Genomic DNA, 22,526 nt, shown 5'->3' with positions numbered 1-22,526 from the left:
CGCCGCCCCCTGTGCGGCGCAGGCGACATGCTCCTGTGCCGTCGCCTCCCGGCGGCGGCGCACTCGCCCTGGGTCGTCGGGTACGTCCCGGTGCGTCTGCGCTCGTGGCTACGCCTGTGCGCTGCCGAATTGCATAAGAAAACGGGGTCATATCTCCATAGTGTGGATATAACCCGGTTTTCTTAGGCGGTTCGGCGCGGCTATTGGTCCGCCGCGCGCTGCACCGGGGTCGAGCGGGTGTCGGGGAGCACGAGGGCACCCATCTCCTCCGCCGCGAGCTGGGCCTGAACCGCGGTGTCGGTTTCGAGACGCTCTTCGGCCGCATCCGCTGCGGCTCTGGCCTCGCTGCCGACCGGGGCGTTCGCGCCGGCGGCCACGTCGGCGGCATCCTGAGCGGCCGACTCCTCGAGGGCCGACTTGCCGCGCAGCGGGGTGGCCTTGAGGAAGAAGCTCAGGAGGAAGGCCACCGACACCACGCAGAGGCACACCCAGAACACGGTGGAGGTGGCGTTCGCCCATGCATCGACGAAGGGCAGCGTGAGCCGCGAGTCGGCGCCCACGAGGAACGAGGTGTCTCCACTCAGCGCATCACCGATCGAGGCGGGGTTGCTCTGCGCGTTCGTGAGGATCTGCAGGATGGCGGCGTTCGCCGGGTTGCTCTGCACCGCGGGGTCGCTGGCTGCGGCCTGGGCGCCCGCCACGATGGTGGGGTTGGTGAAGGCCGCGGGAAGCGTGGAGGCCAGACGCGAGAAGAGCACGGAGAACACCACGGCGGTGCCGAGCGTTCCACCGATCGAGCGGAAGAAGGTGGAGCTGGAGGTGGCCACACCGATGTCGCGCGGGCCCACCGAGTTCTGGGAGGCGATGGTGAGGGTCTGCATCAGCTGGCCGAGGCCGAGGCCGATGAAGAGCATCCCGATCAGCACGTACCAGATCGGCTTGTCGGCCGACACGAAGGTGAGGTAGAAGAACGACGCCGCGAGAAGCCCGGTGCCGATGACGGGGAAGATCTTGTAGCGGCCCGTGCGGGAGATGATCTGCCCCGACACGATCGAGGAGATCATGAGGCCGAGCACCATCGGGATCATCATGAGGCCGGCCTCGGTGGGCGTGGCTCCCGCGGCGATCTGCAGGTAGTTCGGGATGGTCATCATCGCGCCGAACATGCCGAAACCGACCAGCACACCGAGGATGGTGGCCATCGAGAACGTCGGCGAGCGGAACAGCTTGAGCGGGATGATCGCGTCGTCACCCATGTAGCGCTCGATGAGGATGAAGAAGATCAGGCCGATGGGGGCGATCACGTAGCAGGCGATGGCGCCGGCGGAGCCCCAGCCCCACTCGCGACCCTGCTCGGCCACGAGGAGGATCGGCACGACGGTGAGGATGATCGCCGCCACTCCACCCCAGTCGATGCGCACGCTGCGCTTCGTGTGCGGGATGTGCAGGAACAGCAGCACGATCACCATGGCGATGGCGCCGATGGGGAGGTTGAGGAGGAAGATCCAGCGCCAGCCGGTGATGCCGAGGATCTCGGCCTGACCGGAGAGCAGGCCACCGAGCAGCGGGCCGATGACGCTCGAGATGCCGAAGGTGGCGAGGAAGTAGCCCTGGTACTTGGCGCGCTCGCGGGGCGCGAGGATGTCGCCCATCACGGTGAGGGCGAGCGACATGAGTCCGCCGGCGCCGAGGCCCTGGATGGCGCGGAACACCGCGAGCTCGTACATGTTCGTGGCGAGCCCGGCGAGCAGCGAGCCCACCAGGAAGATCGCGATGGCGATGATGTAGAGCGGGCGGCGGCCGAAGATGTCGGAGAGCTTGCCGTAGAGGGGGGTCGAGATGGTCGACATGATGAGGTAGCCGGTGGTGACCCAGGCCTGCAGGCTGATGCCGTCGAGGTCGTCGCCGATGGTGCGCATCGATGTGCCGACGATGGTCTGATCGAGCGAGGCCAGGAACATGCCCGCCATCAGTCCGAAGATGATGAAGAGGATCTGGCGGTGGGTCATCTTGCCGCCGGCCTCCTTGAAGGCCTGCTGCCGCGCCTCCGAGGCGTTCGCTCGGCGGCTGGACGATGAATTGGTGCGCGACATGACATCCTCGAGGCAAGTGGGGGCGGGCGCGGAAATTTGCGCAGACTGCAAAGTTACACCCCCTGCACGAGGGTCTCAAACCGCTCTCGCTGAAGAATTCTCGCAAAAGTGGGAACCGCGTGGCTACATCCGGACACTATCTGTATGTGACCAATACTCAACACACCGAAGTCTCCCTCTGGGAGCACGCCCGAGAGGGTGATGCCCGGGCGTTCGGAGCGATCTTCGATCTGCACCACGCGCGCATCCACCGGCAGGCCAGACGCCTGACCTCCTCGCCCCTCGACGCCGATGACGTGACGATCCCCGACCCGGGGGTCGCGCCCACCACTCCGACGGTGGCCGAGTTCCAGGTGGCCGTGACCGCGGCCGGCTTCGGCTGCACCCCCTGGAGTCCCTGCCCGAGGGCCCTCCCGGCATGACGAGCGGTGCGACCTGCCTCCCGTCCGACCTCCGCGTCATGCTCTTCGCGAGCCCCGCGGATGCCGCGCGCGTGCTTGCCCTGAACGCCGGCAGTCTCGAACCCGCGCGTTTCCTGGCGGGCCCCGACTGGATCGTGGCCCCCTCCGACGTGGCGGGCTCGAGCGACGACCTCATCGCCCTCCAGCCCCACCTGGGAGGCACCCTCACCTGGTAGTCCCGAGATGGAATCGGCAGGATCATGCCGATTCCATCTCGGAGGCTGTGATCACTCGGGTTTGGGAGCTATTTCGGCAGAATATCTCCGATTTGCCTACGTGATGAGCTAATCTGTCTTGTGAGACGCGAAAACGGAAGGATTCTGCCGAAGTGCTTATCTCTGTGAATGATATTGGTTCGACCCTCCGCGCCTCACGGCGTGCAGAGAAGCTCACGCAGGTGCAGGTTGCCGAGCTCGCGGGCATCTCCGACCGCACGCTCCGCGATCTGGAGAGCGGTGATCCCGGGGTGAGTATCGGCACAGTCGTCGCCGTGGCCACCGTGCTGGGTCTGCGCATCGAGGTCGTGCGATGACGGAGTCTCTTGATCAGGTGAGGTTCGTCGAAGTCGCCGATGTTCACAAAGCCGGAGAGCGGGCGGCTCGTCTGGTGAGGGTACCCGGTGAGGGAGTCCTTTTCTCCTATGAAGCCGACTACGTCGAGCGCGCGGATGCTCGTGCCATCGCCCATACCTTGCCGCTCGATACGGCACCGTTCATCTCGCCGGGCGGCACGGTCCCCGCCTTCTTCGCGGGCCTGCTACCCGAGGGGAGACGGCTGACCGTACTGCGCGATGCGGTGAAGACGAGTCTCGACGACGAATTGACATTGCTGCTCGCCGTGGGTGCCGACGTGCCCGGAGACGTGCAGATCGTGCCGCACGGAGAGCTGCCGCAGGATCCCCCCGCCCGTGTCGCCGACGACCTAGCGGCGATCGACTTCCTCGAGCTCGCGGATCAGGTGGATCTGCACGGTATCCCCGGGGTGCAGGAGAAGTTGAGCGCGGAGATGATCAGCACTCCGATCGCGTCGAGCAGCGGGAGATACATCCTGAAGCTCGACCCCGTGGACTTCCCGCACCTCGTGGCGAACGAGCACCTCCATCTGATCGGTGCGCGAAGCCTGAAGCTCCCGGTCTCCCGAGCGCAGACGATTCATGACTCGATCGGTCGACCGGGGCTCTTGGTGCAGCGCTTCGACCGGGTGCGCGCCGGCGACGAAGGCTGGAGGCGGCTCGCACTGGAAGACGCCACTCAGGTGTTGGGTCTCCCGCCGGCCGACAAATACAGAGTGGATGCGTCTGACGCCGTCCTCGCGTTATCGGCGCTCTGCAGTGCCCCTGTGGTCGCCGCACGAAATCTCTACATCCAGTTCCTGTTCGCGTGGCTGACGGGAAACGGAGACCTGCATGCAAAGAACGTGTCGGCACTGACGGCGGAAGATGGCAGAACGAGTGTCGCCCCGATCTACGACATCCCGTGCACGCTGCTCTACGGTGACGACTCTCTCGCGCTGCCCGTGGCGGGGCGCACCCGCAACCTCAAGCGGGCACATTGGGCGCAATTCGCGCGAGAGATCGGGTTGCCCGAACGCGCTGCTGCATCCGCATCGGCGGTCGCTCTCCGCGCTGCCGTCGCGATCGACCTCGGCCTGCTCCCCTTCCGGGGCTCACCCCTCAATGAGGCCCGCCGTCAACTGAAGTTCCGGCGTGCGGAAATCACGGGCTGAGTGCGCGTCAGCCGCCGAAGAGGCGCGACCAGAAGCCCTTGCGGCGCGACCAGCCGGCCGCTGTGAGGGCCTCGATCGCCGGCTGCTTGATGTCGTCGGTGGAGAAGCGGTAGCCGTAGGTCTGGCCGACGCGGTCGCCCCGGCGATCGGTCACCTTGGCTGCGAGGGCGGCGCCCAGATTGAACTTGAATTCCTTCTTGCGGCCTTTGAAGAAGGAGCGCTCGTAGGTGACGCCGATGCCGTCGCCGCCCGCCGAGAGCTGCGTCTGCTCGACGGTCTCGTGCTCCTCGAAGCGCCACGTCGTCGTGGCGGGGTCGAGGATGATCCAGAGCGCGTACTCGGCGTCGATCGAGCCCGCGCCGAGCACCGTGGCCCACTTCTGGTTCGCGTAGTTCCAGCGCCCCACCACGCCATCGGTCGTGGGTTCGTACACGAACGGCAGCTCATCGGTGTTGAGGGCCAGGATGCTCGCCCGGGCCTCGTCGACGGAGGCCGCCATCAGACGACCACCCTCACGCCGGAACGTCCGGAGCGTCTGGGCCGGCCGCGCCGGCCGCGCCGGCCGAGAGTGTGGCGCTCTCTTGGATCTCACGCACCTCGCCCCAGAGCTGCTCGGCCTGAGGACCTGTCGTGGTGCCGGTGATCTGCACGAGGTCGACCGCGCTGCCGTGGTCGACCACCGCGAGGCGCACGGCCTGCATGAGAGTGCCGACTCGCGCATCCGGATAGCTGAACTCGACGCGGAAGCCCTCGGTGCCGAGCACCTCGAGGTGGTCACGGCCGAGTTCGGCGACGCCCTCGATGGACTCGACCCGCTTCACGACGGCGTCGATGGCGGTCTCGAGGGTGTAGCCGGTGCCGAAGCGCGAGAGTCCCACCACGATGTTCGGCCGGAAGGTGCCCGGCTCGACGGACTTTCCGGCTGCGAGCACCGATCCGGACACGGACAGGGGGTTCCAGTCGTCGGGCAGCGTCAGCGTGATGCCCGGGAACGCGGGAGCCGCGTCACTCGGGAACGAGATGGTGTGAGTCATGATGTGGCCTTTCTACAGGATGCGGGCGGGAACTCGGAGGATCAGAACGGCCAGAGGCTTCCGACGCCTTCGACGATCTGCTTGGGGCTGATCGAGAACGACTGCGACACGCTTCCGCCGATGCCGAGCGCGGCTCCGACGTCGAGGTCGAAGCTGATCTCCTCGTACGTGAGCTGGGCGTCGATCTCGGCCTTCGCGCCGACGCCGGCCCAGACCTCGCCGCCGATGCCCGTGCCGATGCCGCCCACCGAGAAGTCGACGTCACCGCCGGCGCGGGCTCCGGCGAAGCCGTCGATGCCCGCGTTCACACCGGCGCCGTTCGGGCCGATCGTGCCACCGGCCTCCGCGTCGACCTCGGCACCCGCCATGGCGTGGGCGTTGCCCTCCACCGAGCCGATGCCGGTCTCGAGCGTGCCGTTCGCGTTGGCCTCGCCGCCGACGAGCGCTTCGGCTCCGGCATCCGCGTAGTAGTTTCCGCTCTCGTCCTGACCCGCTCCGGCCCCGGCGTGACCCTCCACACCCACGTAGGCGTCGGCGGAGCCTTCGCCTGAGACCGTGCCGTTGTCGAACGAGCCGCCGGCACCGGCCCCGGCACCCCACTGCCAACCGGCCTCCGAGCGGTGATCGACCGACCCGTTCGGTCCGTAGGTGGAGCTCGCATCGGCGTAGCCGTCGCCGCCGTACGTGTCGGCGTAGGCCCCCGAGGGCTTCTCGTCGGGGCCGGTCTGCCCCGCCGAACTGCCCGGGCCGCCGGGGCCGGGCGAACCCGGTGCTCCGGAGCCGCCCGGGCCGGATCCCCCGCCGCTGCCCGTTCCGGTCGCGCCGCCGCCCCCGGCTCCCGCGCCGGCCCCGGCTCCCGCGCCGCTCCCGATCGTGTCGGTCGAGGCCGCGCGCTGTTCGTCGGCGTTCTTCGTGAGCGACGTGCCGCCCGCCTGCAAGGCGCTGATCGCGGCGCGGAGCTGAGCCGTGTGCGTCGCGTTCCAGTCGGAACGGAAGGTCGTCGCATCCGGACCCTGCCACGCCGGAGTGTGATTCACGCTCGAGGTGAGCGTCGAGTTCACCGTCATGAGGTTCTGGGCGGCAGTCTCGAACTGCTTCGCCAGCGTGCGGAGCTGATCGACATCAGCCCCGAAGAAACCACCAGCCATGACACCCTCCCAGCGCGTGGATCGGAATCGGAGACAAGAAAGGCGGGGGTCCCGGAGGACCCCCGCCGAGAACGACTAGGCCTGCGAGGTGGCTGCCTGGTCGGATGCGTTCTTGGCCGCCTTCTGCGACGCGTCTTCGAGAGCGGTGATGACCTGCTTCAGCGCGGCGGTGTGGGTGGTGTTCCACTCGCTGCGGAAGTTCTCCGCGTCAGGACCCGTCCACTGCACGCTCTGCAGCGCCGAGGTGAGGGTGGTGAGGATGGTCTGAACCTGCTGCGACTGCGAGTTGAGCTGCTTCGAGAGCTGCTGAACCTGCTCGACGTCGAGACCCCATACGGCCATGATGTTCTCCTTTTCATTCCGCGGTCCGGGCTGTCCGGTTCCGCCACTTCTCGTGAGTGCTTCTCACAAGAAAGACACTATTGACAGGTGTCGGATATGGCGATGGGGAGAACTCCCCATCAGTTCTCCGGCAGCGCGATCTGCAGTTTCACGACCCGTCCACCCTGGATGAAGAACCCCCGGCCAGGCGGCAGATCCGCGCGCTTGAAACGGCCGAGCGTCGTGCCGAGCAGGCTGTCGCCGTCGAGCTCGCCGGGCACCAGCAGCAGTCCCCGCTTGGAGCTCTTGAAGGCCCCGCCCAGAGTCCACGCCGCCGACCAGGTCGACGACTCGCTCTCGCCGATCACGAGCACCTCGTCGCGCAGCGCTCGCTTCACGAGCCGGTCGACGTCGAGTTCGGCGGCAGAGCCGTTCAGCTCGCCGATGTTCTCGATGAACAGTGCGAACTGCGCGGGCTTCAGCGTCTCGGCGTCGAGCTGGGCCGAGACGTCGTCGGCGAAGGCCGCGATCTGGGCGGGCTCGCTGATCGAGAGCGACCAGAGCGGCAGCGGGGTGAGGCTCGTCTTGCGGGGGGAGATGTGCACGAGCCGGATGCCCGGATCCGCCCGCCGCAGCGCGGTCGCGATCGTGGCGAGCGCGGTCGAGCGCCCGCTGCCCGGTGATCCGGCCACGAGCATCGCTCCCCGCGCGGTGATCGAGAACGGCGACAGCGAGTCATCGCGGACGCCGATCACCGGATGGCCGCCGCTCGTCGACGGCAGCGACCCGAGTGGGATCGCGTCACCGAGAGTGAGCACCGGCTGTGCGGGGGTGACGCCCTGGCGGGTCATCGCCTCGGCGAGCTTGGCGATCTCACGGGCCTGCACGGCGACGTTCGAGTCGGCGCCGAGCACCGCCATCTGCACCTCGTTGCCCTCCATGACGCCGCGGCCGGGGGGCGAGACCGCCGAGAGGGTGTCCTTCGGCGCGCCGACCAGCGAGTAGTCGTCCTCGCTCGCCATGCGCAGGATGAGCCTGCGCTGGATCGTCGAGCCGAGCGAGGCCGGCACCGAGTTGGGCCGGTCGCCCGAGATCACGATGTGCACGCCCACCTGACGGCCATCCGTCGCGATCTGCGAGAAGGTGGTGAACCAGGCGGAGTGCCCGCCGAACTCGTACTGGTCGCGGAACGCCCCGATGCCATCGACGAGAACCAGGATGCGCGGCTCCGACGGCTCGTTCGCGATGCGCCGGTACTCGCCGATCGAGCCGGCCCGCACGGCGGAATAGCGGATCGAGCGGTCGTCGACGAGGTCGCGCAGCATCCGGAGCAGGCGGATGACCCGCTCCTCGTCGTCGCCCGAGATGATCGCGCCGACGTGCGGCAGCTCCTCGAGCATGCTGAGGCCGCTCGAGCCGAAGTCGAGCCCGTACACGTGCACGGGGCCGCCGCGCGGGGTGACCGCCGCCGACACCGCGATGGTGCGGAGGGTGGCGCTCTTGCCCGACCCGCCGGTGCCGTAGATGGCCATGTTGCCGTCGCGGTCGGGCTCGTAGAACACGGTGGGCTGCGACTGCGTGGCGGGGTCGTCGATCACGCCGAGCAGCAGGCGCTCGTCGGTGCGCGGGTTCGGCAGCAGCGAGAAGTCGTACACCGCCGCCAGTTCGTCGAGCCACGGCTTGCGCGGCTCCGGGATGTCGGCGAGTTTCGCCGCGGCGCGGATCGACGTGACGAGCCGAGCGATGTCGGTGGGGCCGGGGTCGGCGAGCTCGGGCGCCTCGACCTCGGGCACGTCCCAGACCGCCCCCGATCCGAAGTCCATCTCGATCATGTCGATGCGGGGGCGTGGCGGCTCGTTCGTGGTCCACCCGCCGGCATAGCCCGTCTGGAACGCGGCGAGCCGGCCCGGACCGGTCTTGGCGGCACCACGGCCCGGGATCGACTGGTCGAAGTAGGCGGCCATCGGGCTGCCCAGGATGTCGCTGGAATCGTCGGCGTCGGCCATCCGGAGCGCGATGCGCAGGTTGGTGTTGGCCCGCAGGTTGTCTTTGATCACGCCTGCGGGACGCTGGGTGGCGAGGATGAGGTGCAGGCCGAGCGAGCGCCCGCGCTGGGCCACGTCGACCACGCCGTCGACGAACTCGGGCACCTCCTGCACGAGGGCGGCGAACTCGTCGACCACGATGAGCAGGCTCGGCGGGGTGTCGGGGTCTCCGGTCTTCTCGAGCGAGACGAGGTCTTTGGCCTTCTTGCGGTTGAGCAGGTGCTCGCGGTAGCGCAGCTCGGCCCGCAGGCTCGTGAGCGCGCGCCGCACGAGGTGCGGCGACAGGTCGGTGACGAGACCCACCGTGTGCGGCAGCCCGACGCAGTCGGCGAAGGCCGCGCCGCCCTTGTAGTCGACGAAGAGGAAGGTGGCCCGGTCGGGGCTGTGTGCCGCCGCCATGCCGAGCACCCACGACTGCAGGAACTCCGATTTGCCCGCACCCGTGGTGCCGCCCACGAGCGCGTGCGGGCCCTGGTTGCGGATGTCGAGGTAGAAGGGCTCGGTGCCGGTGTGCCCCACGAGGGCGCGCAGCGAGCCTTCCTTCTTGCGCCGCACGAGCGGGGCGCCGGAACGGTCGGCGATGGAGTTGCTCTCGCGCCAGCGGTCGATCACGGCCTCGGGCACGTCGGCGAGTTCGGTGCCCGCCACCGAGAGGTAGGAGACCGAGCGCGGCAGGTCGGAGTCGTCGGCGATGGGCGCGCCCACGTCGACCACGGGTGCGAGCTGGCGGGCCAGCCGGTGCGCGGTGGCGGCATCCACGGTCTCGCAGGCCAAGGGGAAGGTGTGCTCACCGAGCCGCACCTGGCCCGCGGTGGCGCCCGAGGCGTCCTGCTCGACGCTCACGAAGCTGCGGCAGGCGGCCGGCAGGTTCGCGATCGAGGGCGCTGACCAGAGCACGTGCACATTCGCGTCGGCACCACGCTCCACGAGCCGGGTGAGGCGGCCGCGGTCGACCGGGGCGTCGTCTTCGATGATCACGAGAACCGACGGGGTGATCGGATGCGCGACCTCGTCGGTCTCGGGCTGGTCGGTGTCGATCGCTCCCCGGGGTGTGGGGGCGCCGCCCGTGCGCGAGTCGATGAGCTCCTCGAGGCGGGAGAGCAGGGTGGCGCCGGAGCCGGGGTTGTCGGCGAGGTGGTCGCCCGAGAGCGGGCTGTGCGGCGAGCTGGAGTGGGGGAGCCACTCGAGGAAGTCCCAGGTGGTGCGGGAGGTGGGCGAGACGAGCGCGCACACCACGAGCTCGGCGGGCGAGTGCAGGCCCACGAGCTGGGTGACGATGCCGCGGGCCACGTCGAGACGGCCGCCGCCCGCCGGGCTTCCGGATGCCGCCCCCGAAGTCGCGGGCCCGGCCACGCCGAGCGCTCCCGCCTTGCGGAACTCCACCACGATCGGCACACCCTCGATGCGCGAGAACCGGTCGGCCACCTCCTCCAGCTGCGCCCAGTACTGCGGCAGCGCCTCGTTCGCGGTGGGCAGCGTGACCTTGTCGCGGCTGAGCCCCGTGCCGATGCCGAGGCGGGCGGAGAGGAAGGCGGTGTGCTCGGGGCGGTGGGTCCAGAGCAGTTGGCCCAGGCGGTCGACCGAGTCGATGGTGGCCGCGACGGCGGGCGCCTCGTTGAGTCGCACCGCCCGCTGCACCCGCTGCTTGTCGTGCTGGGAGGTGACGAACGCGTCGAGGGAGGCGTTGAACTGCGTGATGGCGTCGCGCAGCTGGCGTCTGGTCTGGATCTTGTGGTCGGCCCACGTGCCGATCATGATGATCGGGCTGAGCGCGATGAAGATGAGGCTGAGTGCCGACCCGGTGGCGAGGAAGAGGATCGGGCCCATCAGGAGCGGGGCCACGAGCGCGATGAAGGGGAACCGCAGCGGCTGCGGCCGCTTCGGCGGTTCGGGGGCGGGGAAGGATGCGCCGGGGTAGCGCGCCACCACGCGGGGCGAGCGGTTGAACTCGATCACCGGGGTCGACGGGGCGGCGCCCCCGAGACGCTGCAGGGGCACGACGCAGATCGCCGTGTCACCGATCACCACGACGTCGGCCGAGGTGAGGGTGGTGCGGGCGATCTGCTCGCCGCCCATCAGAAGGCCGTTCGCGGAGTTCATGTCGATGATCTCGACGTGCTCGCCGATGTTGATGCGCGCGTGCCGCTTCGAGATGAGACCGTCGGAGAGCCGTACGTCGATGCCGCGCTCGCGGCCGATGTAGCTGGAGCCGAAGGGCAGCGAGAACTCGGCTCCGGCATCCGGCCCGCTCAGCACTCGGAGGGTGGCGGCGGCCGGTCCGGTGGAGCCGCCGGGCCCGAACGCGTGGCTGGGCTGCGCCAGTTCGAGAGTCGAGCCCGATCGCACACCCGCCTCGAGCAGGTTCGAGGAGGGATCGAGCACGCGCGACTCACCCGAGAGCCCGGAGACCTGGAGCGTGAGCGGGCCGGGTGAGGGCTGACCGGTGCGCTCCGGATCCGCCACGAAGATCGCCTCGGCGATGTCGGCGACGCTTGCCGTGGCATCGGCGGTGATCTGCAGGTTGCTGATCGACCCGCCGGGGCGTCTGAGTGTGGCCTTGATGCGCATCCGCTGTGCTTCTCGTCTCTACGGGGTGGCTGATTCGGTGCCGGGAGGGGAGTGTCGTACCGCGACCGTCACCGGTCGTCGGCGTCGGCCTGCGGCTCGTCGAGCAGGGGCAGGTCGGCCTTCGTGACGAGACGCGAGAGCACCGCGTACTCGACGAGCCGGGCCCGGCGATTGGTGGCGAGGGCGCCGACGCCCCCACGCAGGCCGTCGACGCCGGTGCGGCTGAGCTTGTCGCACACGTTGTCGAGCTTGCGGTTGAAGCGGCTGAGTGCCCAGCCGAGACGCTCGGCGGCGGCCTGGGAGGAGGGGATCTCGCTGGTGCCGGTGCCCTCGCGCTTCAGCATCGGCTCGGCGAGGGCCAGGATGAGCAGCTTCTGCGAGGCGGTGAAGGTGACCGCCCCGACGGTGGTGGCGCCCGAGGAGGAGGGGACGGGGCTCGCGTCGACGAACGTCGGCGTCGTGGTGTGAACCGTGAACTCGTAGCTCGTGGGGCCGGCACTGAAGACCACGGTGGTGAGGCCGAACACGATCGGCATGCGGGCGCCCGGGGCGAGCCAGGCCTGCATCGTGCGGCTCGAGTCGGAGACGGTGGCCGACAGGCGCGAGCCGACGTTCGACAGCCACCACATGCCGTCGACGTTGGAGATCTGCAGGAAGCGGCGATGCAGGTACTGGTTGTCGTCGATGTCGAGGTCGGCTTCCCGGCCGATCTCGAACGGCTTCTCGCGATCGAGGGTGTACCACTCGCCGCAGAACTCGACGCTCGCGTCGGAGCCCGGGCTCGGCGGCGCCGTGGAGGAGGGAGGCACGGTGTTCTCGTCGATCGTCATGGCGTGCATCCCATCACAGGCTCGGAACCGCGGCCGTCGCTGCGCACCAGGGCGACCTCGATGCAGACCGAGGTGCCCGGTGCGCCGCCCTCGGGGTACGGCACGGTGACCGTCGCAGCATTCGCTTTGACGGCCTGGTTGATCTGGCCCGGGGTGACGAGCGACCAGCGGTAGCTGTCGCCGTCTTCGGGGTCGGGGTTGGTCCAGGTGAACACCACGCCGTCGGCGCCGGGGGCGCCCGTGACGGCGGTGGGGCCCGGCACCACGGAGTTGCCCACGTCGATCTGGTCGACGGGCTTGTCGCTCGCCACCACGTCCTGATCGGCGAGTGTGCTGCCCGAGTTGAGGGCGAACACGAGACCGCCGATGCCCACGATCAGCACGAGGGCCGCGGCGCCGAGGATGAGCGGGAGCCTGCGCGAGCGGGGTGCTCCGGCCGTGGTGCCGTCGTCGCCGGATGCGGTGGGTGCACGGTGCACGGTCTGCTCGACCGGGGGCTCGTCGATGGCGAAGCGATGCGCGTCGATCGAGCGGTGAGCGGCCGCACCCGCGCCTGCACCCACGCCCGCGCTCCCGGGCGGCGGGGTGGTGCCGCGCACGACCGTCTGCTCGACGGGCGGGCCGGATGCCCCGGCCGCCGGCCCGGCGACCGGGAGAGGTGTGGCGGGGCGGTAGGGCGCTACCGGCGGCGCGGCCGCACCGCCCGGTCGCCGTCGGCCCGTCACGGGCGCCGTGGGGTCGATCGACACCATGCCGCGGATGCGCGTGTTGCCGTCGTCTTCCTCGTCGATCTCCTCCGCAGCCACCTGCTCGTCGAGAACATCCGCCGGCGTGACCGACATGCTCAGCTCGAGCTGCACCTTCTGCAGCGCGCGGGCGAATTCGAGGGCCGAGGAGTAACGCGCCGTCTCCTGCTTGGCCATCGCGGTGGCGAGCACGTCTTCGAGCGAGGCGGGGACATCCGCGCGGCCCGTCTTCGTGAGGGGAGACGACTGGATGCGGGCGATGAGGTCGAGCCCGGAGTTCGCACCGTTCGGCACCTCGAACGGGGAGCGGCCCGCGAGGATCGTGTAGACGGTGGCGCCGAGCGAATAGATGTCGGCCGCGACCCCGCTGGAACCGGCCGCGCCGAACACCTCGGGCGGCGACCAGGGGATGGACATGCCCACGGATTCCTGCTCGTCGCCACCCACGAGGGTGACGGAGATGCCGAAGTCGGTGAGGGCCGGGCGATTGTATTCCGTCACGAGAATATTCGCGGGTTTGATGTCGCGGTGCAGGATGCCGGCCCGGTGCGAGGTCTCGACGGCGCCCGCCACCTGGATGCCGATGCGCAGCGCCTCGGCCACGCTGATCTTCTCGCGGCGGTACCGAGCCCCGAGGTTGGGCTTCGGGCAGTACTCCATGGCGAGGTAGGGCCGGCCGTCCTCGGCGATGCCGGCCTGGTAGATCGTGACGATCGACGGGTGCGTCGACAGCTGTGCCATCAGGTTGGCCTCGGCGTCGAAGCTCTCGCGCGCACCCTCGGTGAGGGTCTCGGAGAGCAGCACCTTGATGGCCACCCGGCGGCGGGGCATCCGCTGCTCGTAGAGGAAGACGTCGGCGAATCCACCCGAGCCGAGCAGCTGAAGGTACCCGAAGCCCGGGATCTCGGGGGGTGCGGAGGGCGGGCGGCGCGCGTTCACGGCACGTCCTCGAAGAGCACCGTGATGCCGTCTCCGATGTCGACCACGTCGCCGCTCAGCGCGAGAACCGGCTCGTTGGGGCCGAGGCGGAGCGGCGGGGTGCCGTCGCGGTGCAGCACGGAACCGTTCGTGGTGTCGAGGTCGACGATCAGCACGTGCCGACCCTCGAGCCGGATCTCGAGGTGGTTGCGCGAGATGTCCTGCTCCGGACTCGCCACCGCCACGAGCACGGGCACCTGGTCGGCCTGCACGCGGTTGGCGCGCGGACGGCGACCGATGATCACCGGGCGGTCGAGCGGGTGCGTCTCGCCCGTCGAGAGCACGATGCGGCCGAGAGCGGATGCCGGCAACTCGGCTGCCGGGGCGGCCGCGCCGAGGCGGCGCATGGCCTCGAGTTCGGAGACGGTGACGGTGAGGCCGTCGTGGTCGTCGTCGGGTGGGCTCGCCACGACGCCGGCGGCGGATGTGGGAACGGCGGGCGCGACCGCGCCGACCGTCGGCGCCGGTGAGGGGGCCGGGCTGAGCGGGGGCACCGTTCGCCCGGTGATGCTGGCGCTGCCGGAGGCCGCGCCCAGATTGCCGAAGTCGGGCACGCCGTCGATCAAGCCCGAGGAGGACACGAGAGGCGCGGATGCCGCGACCGGCGCCGGTGTGGAGTCGGCGGGCGGCGCGAAGCCGGCGGGAGCGGGGGCGGGAGCCTCATCCGGAGCGACGACATCGGGGGCGGTCGCGGGCACAGGCGGGGCGGCGTGCTCCTCGTCGTCCTCATCGGAGTCGCGCACGGCGGCCTCCTCGACCGACTTCACCACGGTCGCGCCCCACAGGTGGTCGTAGGCATCGTCGGGAAGCTCGGAGCGGGTGTGCCCGAGGTCGTCGTCGACTGCCGCGGGTGGCTCGGCGGCCGGCGTCTCCTCGACGCCGCCCGGCAGGTCCTCCGGCAGCAGGGTGACCTCGGGTACCACTGTGGCGTCGGGTGCGACGCCGGTCGCCGCCGACGCCGAGACGTGGTCGGAGGCCGATACCGGCGCGGGTGCGGCAGGTGCGGCGGGTGCGGCAGGTGCAGGCGCAGCAGGCCCAGGTGCAGGCGCGGCAGGCGCGGCAGGCGCGGCAGGCTCGGCAGGCTCACGAGCGTCCGTCACCGCGACCTCGGCCGGCTCCTTCTCGACGCGGGCCGTGGCCGACCGGGCCGGCGCATCCGTGAGTTCCACCACGATCGACGCGCACGACACGACGCCGTCGGCGATGCCGAACCAGTCGTCGGGCGCTTCGCCCGCTGCCTCCGTGCGGAACAGCAGCCGCTCTCCGCGTGCCACCACGCGCTCGCTCCACGTCGTGACCTCGGCCCCGGAGACGGCGAACGACGACGGCGCGCCTTCGGCATCCGTCTCGTCGACGTCGATCGCGAGCTCGCCGCGCACGGCCAGCCGCACCTCGGTGCCGCTGATCGTGGCCACCGCGAATGGCGGGATGGAGCGGAGGCTCGTGCCGAACGCTCCCGTGAGCGTCTCGAGCACGGCACCGAGGCCGTTGCCCGAGCCGAGCGACGACCAGATGCGGTCGAGCATCGCGGGATCGACCGAGGCCGGCAGCACGGCGATCCCCTGCGGGGTCACCACCGCCCGCCAGGGCCCTGCGGTGTAACGGTGTGCGGTCATCGGTTCCCTCCACCGACCTCGACCGGGCTGCGCGGGATCGTGTCCTCACCGCGCCGGTCGTGCGTCTCGTTCTCGTGCGGCGCATCCGGTCTCGGATCGGGCCGCTCGACGGTCGTGTTCCAGGCATCCACCACGACGGCCGTGAGGTTGTCGCGGCCGCCGCGCAGGATGCCCTCGTGCACCAGCCGCGTCGCCGCGTCCTGGGGCCGTGGCTCCTCGCGCAGGATCCGCGTCATCACGTCGTCGTCGAGTTCACCCGACACCCCGTCGGAGCAGATCAGGATGCGGTCGCCCGCCTCCACCGGTACCAGCCAGTAGTCGGGCTGGAAGGCGCCGCCCGCGCCGAGCGCCCGGGTGATCACGTTGCGGTCGGGGTGGCTCGCCGCGGACTCCCGATCGAGCTCGCCCTCATCGAGCAGTTCCTGCACCACCGAGTGATCGACGCTGATCTGCTCGAACTCCCCGTCGGAGAGCCGGTAGGTGCGGGAGTCGCCGAGGTTGAATACGAGCCAGTACGCCTGACCGTCGCTCTCGGCCACCGCGACACCCGACACCGTCGTGCCTGCGCGCCGCTGCCCGGCGTGCGCGAGCGCGGTGATGGAGAGGTGCGCCGCCTCGAACGCCTCGCGGATGTCGGCCGGTTCGAGTGACGCGGGCCCCACGAGAGCGCTGAACGCGTCGACGGCCAGAGCACTCGCCACCTCGCCCGCCTCGTGTCCGCCCATTCCGTCGGCCACGAGGAAGATCGGCGCCGCGGCGAGGAACGAGTCCTCGTTGGCGCGGCGGCGCAGCCCCGTGTGGGTCGAACTCCCCACCTCGAGCGAGAGGTCGGTGGTGGGAATGCCGTCGGTGTGCTCGCCGCTCATGCCGACACCTCCACGGCCAGCATCCGGGTGCCCACCCGCACGCGGTCGCCGGCCACGAGCGTGATGCGTTCGCCCGGATCGAGCACGTACTCGGCGCCGTCGCCGCGCACGATGGCCGACCCGTTCGTCGAACCGCGGTCGCTCACCCACACCGCTCCGGAGCCGGATGCCTCGTCGACGCCGAACTCGAGGTGCGTCTTCGACACCGAGAGGGTGTCGCCCGCGAGCGCGATGAGGATGTCGGAGGGGTCGGACGTGGGCGACACCGGGTCGCGGCCGAGCACGCCGTGGCGGGTGACCGGGATGATCTCGCCGGAATCGAGGCGGAATCGGGTGACGCCCTGGGGGATGGTGCCGCGCCCTGAATCCGTTAGCCGGGTGCTCTCGGGATCATCGGCGGCCGCCGCGATCTCGGCGGGAGTGATCACCGGCGCGGCGGGCGCGAAGCCGGGCACGCTCGAGATGGGGGCGGATGGCGCGGGCGCGGGCGCCGCCGCGGGAGCCGCGGGGTAAGGCGCGGCGGTGGGAGCCTGCGGGGCCGGAGCCGGAGCGGATGTTCCGGGGGCGACGGGCGGCACCGCCGCCGGGGTGTGCTCCTGCGCGACCTCGGTCGCATCCACCTGCCCGGGCACCGCTTTCAGGGGGTTCGCCCCGGCCTTGATGTCGATCATCCAGGTCTGGGCGGCCTTGTCGTGCCAGCCGCGCCCGAGCCGCTGCGGGTCCCAGAGCGGGGAGAGGTACACCACGAACTGGCCGAGGCCGAGCACCAGTGATGCGGCGTAGACCACGAGGCCGCGCACGATCATCCAGCCGAGACCCGGCCGCACCAGCCGGTGCACGTTCACGAGGCGCAGTCCCATGACGAGCATCCCGAGCGAGAAGCCTAGGAATGACTGGAGGAAGAGGTTCACGAGCGGCACGACGAGAGCGGGCACGAGCAGCAGCACTGCGCTCAGACCGGTGACCGCGAACGACATCCCCCGGGTCTGCACGTCGATCACGCCGAGAAGCGTCAGGGGCGTGGTCACGAGGAGCCAGAACAGAACGCCGATCACGCCATCGATCAGGAACGCCACCACACGCCGGCCGTAGTTGCTCGGGATGAGGTCGGCGCGTGTGATGGGCGACGCCGCGGGCGCCGGGCGCCAGCCCGCGATCGGCGAGCCGTCAGGAGCCGTCTGCGGCGCGTGAGCCACGGCCTGACCGAGCGCGGCGGCTTGGCTGCGTGACGACGCGGGGGTGCCGCACACCAGGCAGAACTGGGCGTTGCGGGGAACGGGCGATCCGCACTGCACGCACGGGAACGTCGTGGCGTCGGTCATCCTCGTCCTCCTCGTCGATCGGCTCCTCGTCGAGCCCGGTAGCGCCGCACGAACGACCCGATCGACCAGGCCGCCCTGAAGCGCTTCCACCAGGATGCCGACTTCGCCATGTTCTGAACCACGACGTCGACCTCCGTCCAATACTGGTCGATCTCCTCGGCCGACGGATCGCCCGGGCCGAACACGCTCGTGTCGGCGCGGGTGGCCACGGCCACCACGGGGGCCTCCGGATACGCCTCCGCGAGCGCCGCCGCGTTGTCGCGGCGGGTCGCACCGGCCGCGACGGGCGTGCCCAGGTCTCCCGCCCGGTCGACGATCTCGTCCCACCCGCCGCTCACCCGGTCGGCCGGCCGCTCGGCCAGCCGTCGGCGCTTCCGCCTCCGCAGCTTGAGCGACAGGATGAGCAACAGCGGTCCCAGCACCACGATGAGCAGCGCCAGGAGTCCACCGCCGATGAGCAGGACGGGCAGGAAGTCGAAGCCGTCGGGCTTCACCTCCTCCTGGTCGGTGTCCTGGGTGCGGATGTCCGGCGGCAGCTCGGCGGGCTGCTGCGGCGGGGGCGGCGGCTGCAGCACCTGGGCCTTCGGGTTGGACTTCGGCTTCGGCGCCTCCTCGAGCGGGATCTGGTCTTTCGGCGGGGTGGGGTCGAAGGCCACCCACCCGGCGCCCTCGAAGGGCACCTCCACCCAGGCGTGCAGGTTGTCGCCCGTGATGTCGTAGTTCGTACTAGTGCCCGAGTACGTGTCGGGGTAGAAGCCCATCACCACGCGGGCCGGCATGCCCATCGATCGCACCATGAGCGCCATCGCCACGGCGTACTGCTCGTCGTCGCCCACCATCTGGGTGGCCGAGAGCAGGCTCGCGATGCGCTCGGCGCCGTGACCCGCGCGCGAGACCGCCTCGCCCTCGAGCCCGTGGCTGAAGAAGCCGTTCTGGCTGAGGCCCGTGGCGATGTTGCGCACCTGCTGGATGGGGGTGGAGGCGTCGCCGAGGTACTCGGAGGCGAGCGACGACACGTCATCCGGAACCCCCGTCGCCCGGGGGACGACCTCGGAGCCGATCTTCCGGTCGGAGAGCTGTTCGTCGTTGAGGGTCGGGGGGATGACCACGTCCATCGTGTAGCTGTCGCCCGCCGCGAGCGCCTCGGTGTCGAGGGCGACACCCGTGGCCGCGTTGTAGTGCAACGCGTCCTTGAGGGTGGAGGCGCGGTCGCCGGTGAAGGTGAACGAGTCGAGGTAGCCCGCATCCGGGATCCAGACGCCGTCGAGGCCCGTGAGGGTGAAGTCGAGGGTGGCCGGAGTGCCCGCGACGTCGTTGGCGATGTCGTTCGAGACGCGCACGAAGGTGCCCGATCCGCTCGAGCCGTCGCCCGCGACGTTGTACACGATGCCGTCGTAGGCATCGAGCGTGGCGAGACGGATGCGCGCGCCATCCGGCAGCCCCTGCACCGTGAACAGCGACTCCTCCTTGAAATCGCGCACGTAGCTGCGGAAGCCCACGAGCGGGCTCGCGTAGTCGTGCAGATCGAGCGGGGGGACGATCTGGTCGCGGATGACCTCGCGTGCCGTCGCGGGCATGAGCACACCGCCCCCCACGAAGCCGAGGCCGAGGGCCGCCACCACGAGGCCGGCGCCGAGGGCGAGGCGGGTGGTGCGGAGCTTCTTCATGGCTTCGGGATCGGCCGTACTCGATGAGCCGCCGCCGGATGCGCCTCGCTCGACCGTGGTGCCGGCGCTCGCCGTCACCCGGGCCTCGTGCCGACGCCAGGCCGCCCAGGCGAGCGCGATGCCCGCGAACGCGAGCCCCTGCGCGATGGGGAAGGCGCCCTCGCGGGTGCCGAAGGCGATGGCGGTGACGAACAGCGCCACCGCGGGCAGCAGCGCCCACACCGCGTGACGGAGCCGCAGCGCGAAGCTCGTGGCGAGAACCGTGGCCACGAGCGCGCTGAGGAACGGCACCACGAGCACGCCCGCGAAGGCGCCGACGGGGGTGACGAGCGTGAGCACGTCCTTCCAGGAGAACACCACGCCCAGAATCAGGGTGCGCACGGTCTCGAGGGTCGGGATGACGCCGAGCAGAGTGGTGGTGGGTGCGGCGAGGGCGCCGCCGAACACGAGGTAGACCACGATCGTCACCGCGGCCACGATCACGATGTTCCACCAGAGGCGCCAGCCGGCGACGGCGATGGCGGTGCCGAGCACGACGCCGCCGATGCCGGCGATCAGGTAGCCGGAGCCGCCGAAGGCGGGGCCGAGCGCGAGCAAGCCGATCACCATGAGCACGGCCAGCACGAGGCAGTCGGTGGCCATCGCCCAGAGGGGGCGGGCGGATGCGGGCAGCGGGGGCAGCAGGGGGGTCGGCGCGGGCTTCGCGGGCCGGCGGGAGGTGTCGGTCATCAGCTGTTGGCCCTCCGGAGAGCGAGGGGGAACTCGGTGAGGTCGCCCACGGTGAGCAGGGTCATGTCGCCGATGGAGCGGAGAGTGAGCGGGGCGCCGGGCTGGGCGCTGACGGCGATCACGCGCACGCCGAGCGGGATGTGCACGCTCGAGGCCTGCAGCTGGGCGGGCGTCACGGTGCCGCCGAAGAGGAGGAACGCGACCGAGGCGTTCGGCACGGAGGATCCGGTGGTCTTGGCGAGCTGCACGATCGACTCGCGCCGCTCGGACTGCTCGACGCCCGACAGCTCGTCGAGGAGGCGGCGCCCGGTGTCGGACTTCAGGGTGGAGTTCTGGGTGAGCACGGTGAGATCGAACTCCTCGCGCAGCGCCTGAACGCCGAGCGAACCGCAGATCGAGACGGCGAGCTCGAACTCCTCCTCGTCGCGGTAGTCGCTATGGTTCGTGGAGAGTGCCACGGCGAGGTGCGAACGGCGGGTCTCCTCGAACTGGCGCACCATGAGCTTGCCGGTGCGGGCGGAGGTCTTCCAGTGGATGTATCGACGGTCGTCGCCGGGCACGTACTCGCGCAGGGCGTGGAACGACACGTCGTTGTCGGAGAGCACCCGGCTCTCGATGCCCTCGAGGTCGCGCAGGAACCCGGCGGAGGAGCCGCCGAGCGACACGGTCTTCGGATGCACGTACAGCTCGACGGGGTCGGTCCAGCGGAGCTCGCGCCGCATCAGCCCGAGCGGATCTCCGCGCACGGAGCGAACCGGCCCCACCACGATCACCGAGCGGCGTTGCGTGGGGATGCCGAACAGGTCGTCGTGCTCCGCCTGCGGAGCGAGGCGCGGGAGATGGAACGAGGCGTACGAGGAGCCGACGGGAAGCTCGATGCGGGCCGGCAGGAGCGAGCGCGCGGAGGTGTTCGACACGGCGATGCGCCCGACCGCTCGCTCGCCCACCACCACCCGGGTGAGGGCGAGGTCGAGCCGCACCGCGTAGGCGGAGCGGCCGATGGCGAAGCCCACGGAGATGAGCAGGGCGGCGAGCAGCACGAAGCCGATCACCAGCAGTTCCCGCCAGCCGAGCACCGATGCGGCGATGAGTGACACGATCGTGCAGGCGAGCACCGCCCATCCGAAGCCCGAGACCGTGGTGAGCACGGGCGCGACCACGCGCCACACCCGAGCCAGGGCGGCGGCGATCCTCGGCCAGGCGGTGAGCCTGATCCAGCGGGCCGGGCGGGATGACGCGAGTGCACGCATCCGCTCCCGGGCCCGGGCGCCGCGGGGCCGGGCGGGGCGCGCAGGGCGCTTCGCCTTCTTCGGTCCGTCCGCCGGGCCGGCGGCCGCGGGAGCCTCAGTCACTCCGGTCATGCAGCGGGTTGCCTCGACTGCGGGGCAGCGACATCCGCGAGCACCCGGGCGAGGATGCCCTCGGCCGTGGCGCCCTGGAACTCGGCTTCGGCGTCGAGCACGAAGCGGTGCGTCCACACGGGGCCGGCGAGCTGCTTGATGTCGTCGGGCAGCACGTAGTGGCGGCCCTGCGTGGCGGCCCACACCTTCGACGCACGGATGAGCGCCATCGCCCCGCGCACCGAGACGCCGAGGCGCGACTCCGGTGCGCTGCGGGTCTCCTCGGCGAGCTGCGCGGTGTAGCGCAGGATGGCCGGGTCGACGTGCACGGTCGCCGCGAGATCGGCCATGTCGGCCACGGCCGAGGTGGTGATCACGGGCGAGAGGGCCGACGACGGGTTGCGGTTGGCCGACCCGGCGAGGATCTGCTCCGCCGAAGCGAGGTCGGGGTAGCCGATGGAGGTCTTGATGAGGAAACGGTCGAGCTGCGCTTCGGGCAGCCGGTACGTACCGGCCTGCTCGATGGGGTTCTGGGTGGCGATCACGAGGAAGGGCCGGCCCACCTCGTGGGCGACGCCGTCGACCGAGACCCGCGACTCCTCCATCACCTCGAGGAGCGCGGACTGGGTCTTCGGGCTCGCGCGGTTGATCTCATCCGCCAGCACGATCGAGGCGAAGATCGGGCCCCTGTGGAAGTCGAACTTGTGGGTGTCCTGGTCGTAGATCGTCACGCCCGTGACATCCGAGGGCAGGAGGTCGGGCGTGAACTGGATGCGCTGGTGCGTTCCCTGAACCGTGGCCGCGATCGCCTTCGCCAGGCTGGTCTTGCCGGTGCCCGGCGCATCCTCGAGCAGCACGTGGCCCTCGGAGATCATGGCCATGAGGGTCAGGCGCACCACGTGGTCCTTGCCGAGGACGGCCAGGCCCACGTTCTGCACGAGGCGGTCGAAGGTGCCGGCGAACCAGGTCGCCTGCTCGGGGGTCATTGTCATCGGAGTCCTTTGTCGTGGGCTGTCGTGATGTCGTGGGCTGTCATG

The 22,526-nt window shown here is 70.4% G+C and carries 18 protein-coding genes; 4 read left to right on the top strand and 14 right to left on the bottom strand.

Features of this window, described 5'->3' with window-relative positions:
* Positions 1–200: 200 nt before the first annotated feature.
* The gene (locus EPO52_RS08760) at positions 201–2,009 is read right to left on the bottom strand and encodes an MDR family MFS transporter (RefSeq protein WP_290806168.1); all 1,809 of its coding nucleotides are present in this window, start codon (positions 2,007–2,009) and stop codon (positions 201–203) included.
* Between the two features lie 230 nt (positions 2,010–2,239).
* Here EPO52_RS08760 and EPO52_RS08755 point away from each other — a divergent pair, with 230 nt between their 5' ends.
* The 4 genes from EPO52_RS08755 to EPO52_RS08740 all read left to right on the top strand — a co-directional run bounded on the left by EPO52_RS08755 (position 2,240) and on the right by EPO52_RS08740 (position 4,279).
* Positions 2,240–2,515, top strand: a complete 276-nt coding sequence (locus EPO52_RS08755) for a hypothetical protein (RefSeq protein WP_290804818.1) — start codon at positions 2,240–2,242, stop codon at positions 2,513–2,515.
* On the top strand, positions 2,512–2,730 hold the full coding sequence (locus EPO52_RS08750; protein WP_290804816.1) for a hypothetical protein: 219 nt from the start codon (positions 2,512–2,514) through the stop codon (positions 2,728–2,730). Before EPO52_RS08755 ends, EPO52_RS08750 begins: the two co-directional genes overlap by 4 nt.
* A 152-nt stretch (positions 2,731–2,882) precedes the next feature.
* Positions 2,883–3,086 carry a helix-turn-helix domain-containing protein gene (locus EPO52_RS08745; RefSeq protein WP_290804813.1) on the top strand — a complete coding sequence of 68 codons (204 nt, stop codon included), beginning with the start codon at positions 2,883–2,885 and terminating at the stop codon, positions 3,084–3,086.
* A 17-nt stretch (positions 3,087–3,103) separates the two neighbouring features.
* Positions 3,104–4,279, top strand: a complete 1,176-nt coding sequence (locus EPO52_RS08740; protein ID WP_363339774.1) for a HipA domain-containing protein — start codon at positions 3,104–3,106, stop codon at positions 4,277–4,279.
* A gap of 7 nt (positions 4,280–4,286) precedes the next feature.
* Here the strand turns inward: EPO52_RS08740 and EPO52_RS08735 are convergent, their stop codons facing one another.
* The 13 genes from EPO52_RS08735 to EPO52_RS08675 form a co-directional block, all read right to left on the bottom strand.
* The gene (locus EPO52_RS08735; RefSeq protein WP_290804808.1) at positions 4,287–4,778 is read right to left on the bottom strand and encodes a hypothetical protein; all 492 of its coding nucleotides are present in this window, start codon (positions 4,776–4,778) and stop codon (positions 4,287–4,289) included.
* A gap of 13 nt (positions 4,779–4,791) precedes the next feature.
* Positions 4,792–5,313: a hypothetical protein gene (locus EPO52_RS08730; protein ID WP_290804806.1), complete on the bottom strand. Its 522-nt coding sequence runs from the start codon at positions 5,311–5,313 to the stop codon at positions 4,792–4,794.
* Between the two features lie 41 nt (positions 5,314–5,354).
* Positions 5,355–6,461, bottom strand: a complete 1,107-nt coding sequence (locus EPO52_RS08725) for a hypothetical protein (RefSeq protein ID WP_290804804.1) — start codon at positions 6,459–6,461, stop codon at positions 5,355–5,357.
* Between the two features lie 75 nt (positions 6,462–6,536).
* Positions 6,537–6,803, bottom strand: a complete 267-nt coding sequence (locus EPO52_RS08720) for a WXG100 family type VII secretion target (RefSeq protein WP_290804801.1) — start codon at positions 6,801–6,803, stop codon at positions 6,537–6,539.
* A gap of 119 nt (positions 6,804–6,922) precedes the next feature.
* Positions 6,923–11,395: an FtsK/SpoIIIE domain-containing protein gene (locus tag EPO52_RS08715; RefSeq protein WP_290804799.1), complete on the bottom strand. Its 4,473-nt coding sequence runs from the start codon at positions 11,393–11,395 to the stop codon at positions 6,923–6,925.
* A gap of 68 nt (positions 11,396–11,463) precedes the next feature.
* Positions 11,464–12,225: a hypothetical protein gene (locus EPO52_RS08710; RefSeq protein ID WP_290804796.1), complete on the bottom strand. Its 762-nt coding sequence runs from the start codon at positions 12,223–12,225 to the stop codon at positions 11,464–11,466.
* Entirely contained in the window at positions 12,222–13,910 is a 1,689-nt protein-coding gene (locus EPO52_RS08705) for a protein kinase (protein WP_290804794.1), read from the bottom strand. Before EPO52_RS08705 ends, EPO52_RS08710 begins: the two co-directional genes overlap by 4 nt.
* Positions 13,907–15,565, bottom strand: a complete 1,659-nt coding sequence (locus EPO52_RS08700; RefSeq protein ID WP_290804791.1) for an FHA domain-containing protein — start codon at positions 15,563–15,565, stop codon at positions 13,907–13,909. The genes EPO52_RS08705 and EPO52_RS08700 overlap by 4 nt, the downstream gene beginning before the upstream one ends.
* A complete protein-coding gene (locus EPO52_RS08695) occupies positions 15,562–16,431 on the bottom strand; it encodes a protein phosphatase 2C domain-containing protein (RefSeq protein WP_290804788.1) in 870 nt (289 codons plus the stop codon). The genes EPO52_RS08700 and EPO52_RS08695 overlap by 4 nt, the downstream gene beginning before the upstream one ends.
* Entirely contained in the window at positions 16,428–17,753 is a 1,326-nt protein-coding gene (locus tag EPO52_RS08690) for an RDD family protein (RefSeq protein WP_290804786.1), read from the bottom strand. The genes EPO52_RS08695 and EPO52_RS08690 overlap by 4 nt, the downstream gene beginning before the upstream one ends.
* Positions 17,750–20,149, bottom strand: coding sequence for a transglutaminase domain-containing protein (locus tag EPO52_RS08685; protein ID WP_290804784.1), 2,400 nt, complete (start codon positions 20,147–20,149; stop codon positions 17,750–17,752). Before EPO52_RS08685 ends, EPO52_RS08690 begins: the two co-directional genes overlap by 4 nt.
* A complete protein-coding gene (locus tag EPO52_RS08680) occupies positions 20,149–21,510 on the bottom strand; it encodes a DUF58 domain-containing protein (protein ID WP_290804782.1) in 1,362 nt (453 codons plus the stop codon). Before EPO52_RS08680 ends, EPO52_RS08685 begins: the two co-directional genes overlap by 1 nt.
* The gene (locus EPO52_RS08675; protein WP_290804780.1) at positions 21,507–22,481 is read right to left on the bottom strand and encodes a MoxR family ATPase; all 975 of its coding nucleotides are present in this window, start codon (positions 22,479–22,481) and stop codon (positions 21,507–21,509) included. Before EPO52_RS08675 ends, EPO52_RS08680 begins: the two co-directional genes overlap by 4 nt.
* Positions 22,482–22,526 lie beyond the last annotated feature (45 nt).

The sequence above is a fragment of the Herbiconiux sp. genome (assembly GCF_004297105.1).
Taxonomy (GTDB): domain Bacteria; phylum Actinomycetota; class Actinomycetes; order Actinomycetales; family Microbacteriaceae; genus Herbiconiux.
The sequence above is the reverse complement of the archived record's forward strand: the minus strand, read 5'-3'. Positions and strand labels throughout refer to the sequence as shown.

Bases quoted from the DNA above. Each gene is read 5' to 3' on its own strand.
- EPO52_RS08760 (WP_290806168.1), bottom strand. From the start codon at position 2,009: ATGACCCACCGCCAGATCCTCTTCATCATCTTCGGACTGATGGCGGGC.
- EPO52_RS08750 (WP_290804816.1), top strand. From the start codon at position 2,512: ATGACGAGCGGTGCGACCTGCCTCCCGTCCGACCTCCGCGTCATGCTC.
- EPO52_RS08735 (WP_290804808.1), bottom strand. From the start codon at position 4,778: ATGGCGGCCTCCGTCGACGAGGCCCGGGCGAGCATCCTGGCCCTCAAC.
- EPO52_RS08730 (WP_290804806.1), bottom strand. From the start codon at position 5,313: ATGACTCACACCATCTCGTTCCCGAGTGACGCGGCTCCCGCGTTCCCG.
- EPO52_RS08725 (WP_290804804.1), bottom strand. From the start codon at position 6,461: ATGGCTGGTGGTTTCTTCGGGGCTGATGTCGATCAGCTCCGCACGCTG.
- EPO52_RS08720 (WP_290804801.1), bottom strand. From the start codon at position 6,803: ATGGCCGTATGGGGTCTCGACGTCGAGCAGGTTCAGCAGCTCTCGAAG.
- EPO52_RS08715 (WP_290804799.1), bottom strand. From the start codon at position 11,395: ATGCGCATCAAGGCCACACTCAGACGCCCCGGCGGGTCGATCAGCAAC.
- EPO52_RS08710 (WP_290804796.1), bottom strand. From the start codon at position 12,225: ATGACGATCGACGAGAACACCGTGCCTCCCTCCTCCACGGCGCCGCCG.
- EPO52_RS08700 (WP_290804791.1), bottom strand. From the start codon at position 15,565: ATGACCGCACACCGTTACACCGCAGGGCCCTGGCGGGCGGTGGTGACC.
- EPO52_RS08695 (WP_290804788.1), bottom strand. From the start codon at position 16,431: ATGAGCGGCGAGCACACCGACGGCATTCCCACCACCGACCTCTCGCTC.
- EPO52_RS08690 (WP_290804786.1), bottom strand. From the start codon at position 17,753: ATGACCGACGCCACGACGTTCCCGTGCGTGCAGTGCGGATCGCCCGTT.
- EPO52_RS08685 (WP_290804784.1), bottom strand. From the start codon at position 20,149: ATGACCGACACCTCCCGCCGGCCCGCGAAGCCCGCGCCGACCCCCCTG.
- EPO52_RS08680 (WP_290804782.1), bottom strand. From the start codon at position 21,510: ATGACCGGAGTGACTGAGGCTCCCGCGGCCGCCGGCCCGGCGGACGGA.
- EPO52_RS08675 (WP_290804780.1), bottom strand. From the start codon at position 22,481: ATGACAATGACCCCCGAGCAGGCGACCTGGTTCGCCGGCACCTTCGAC.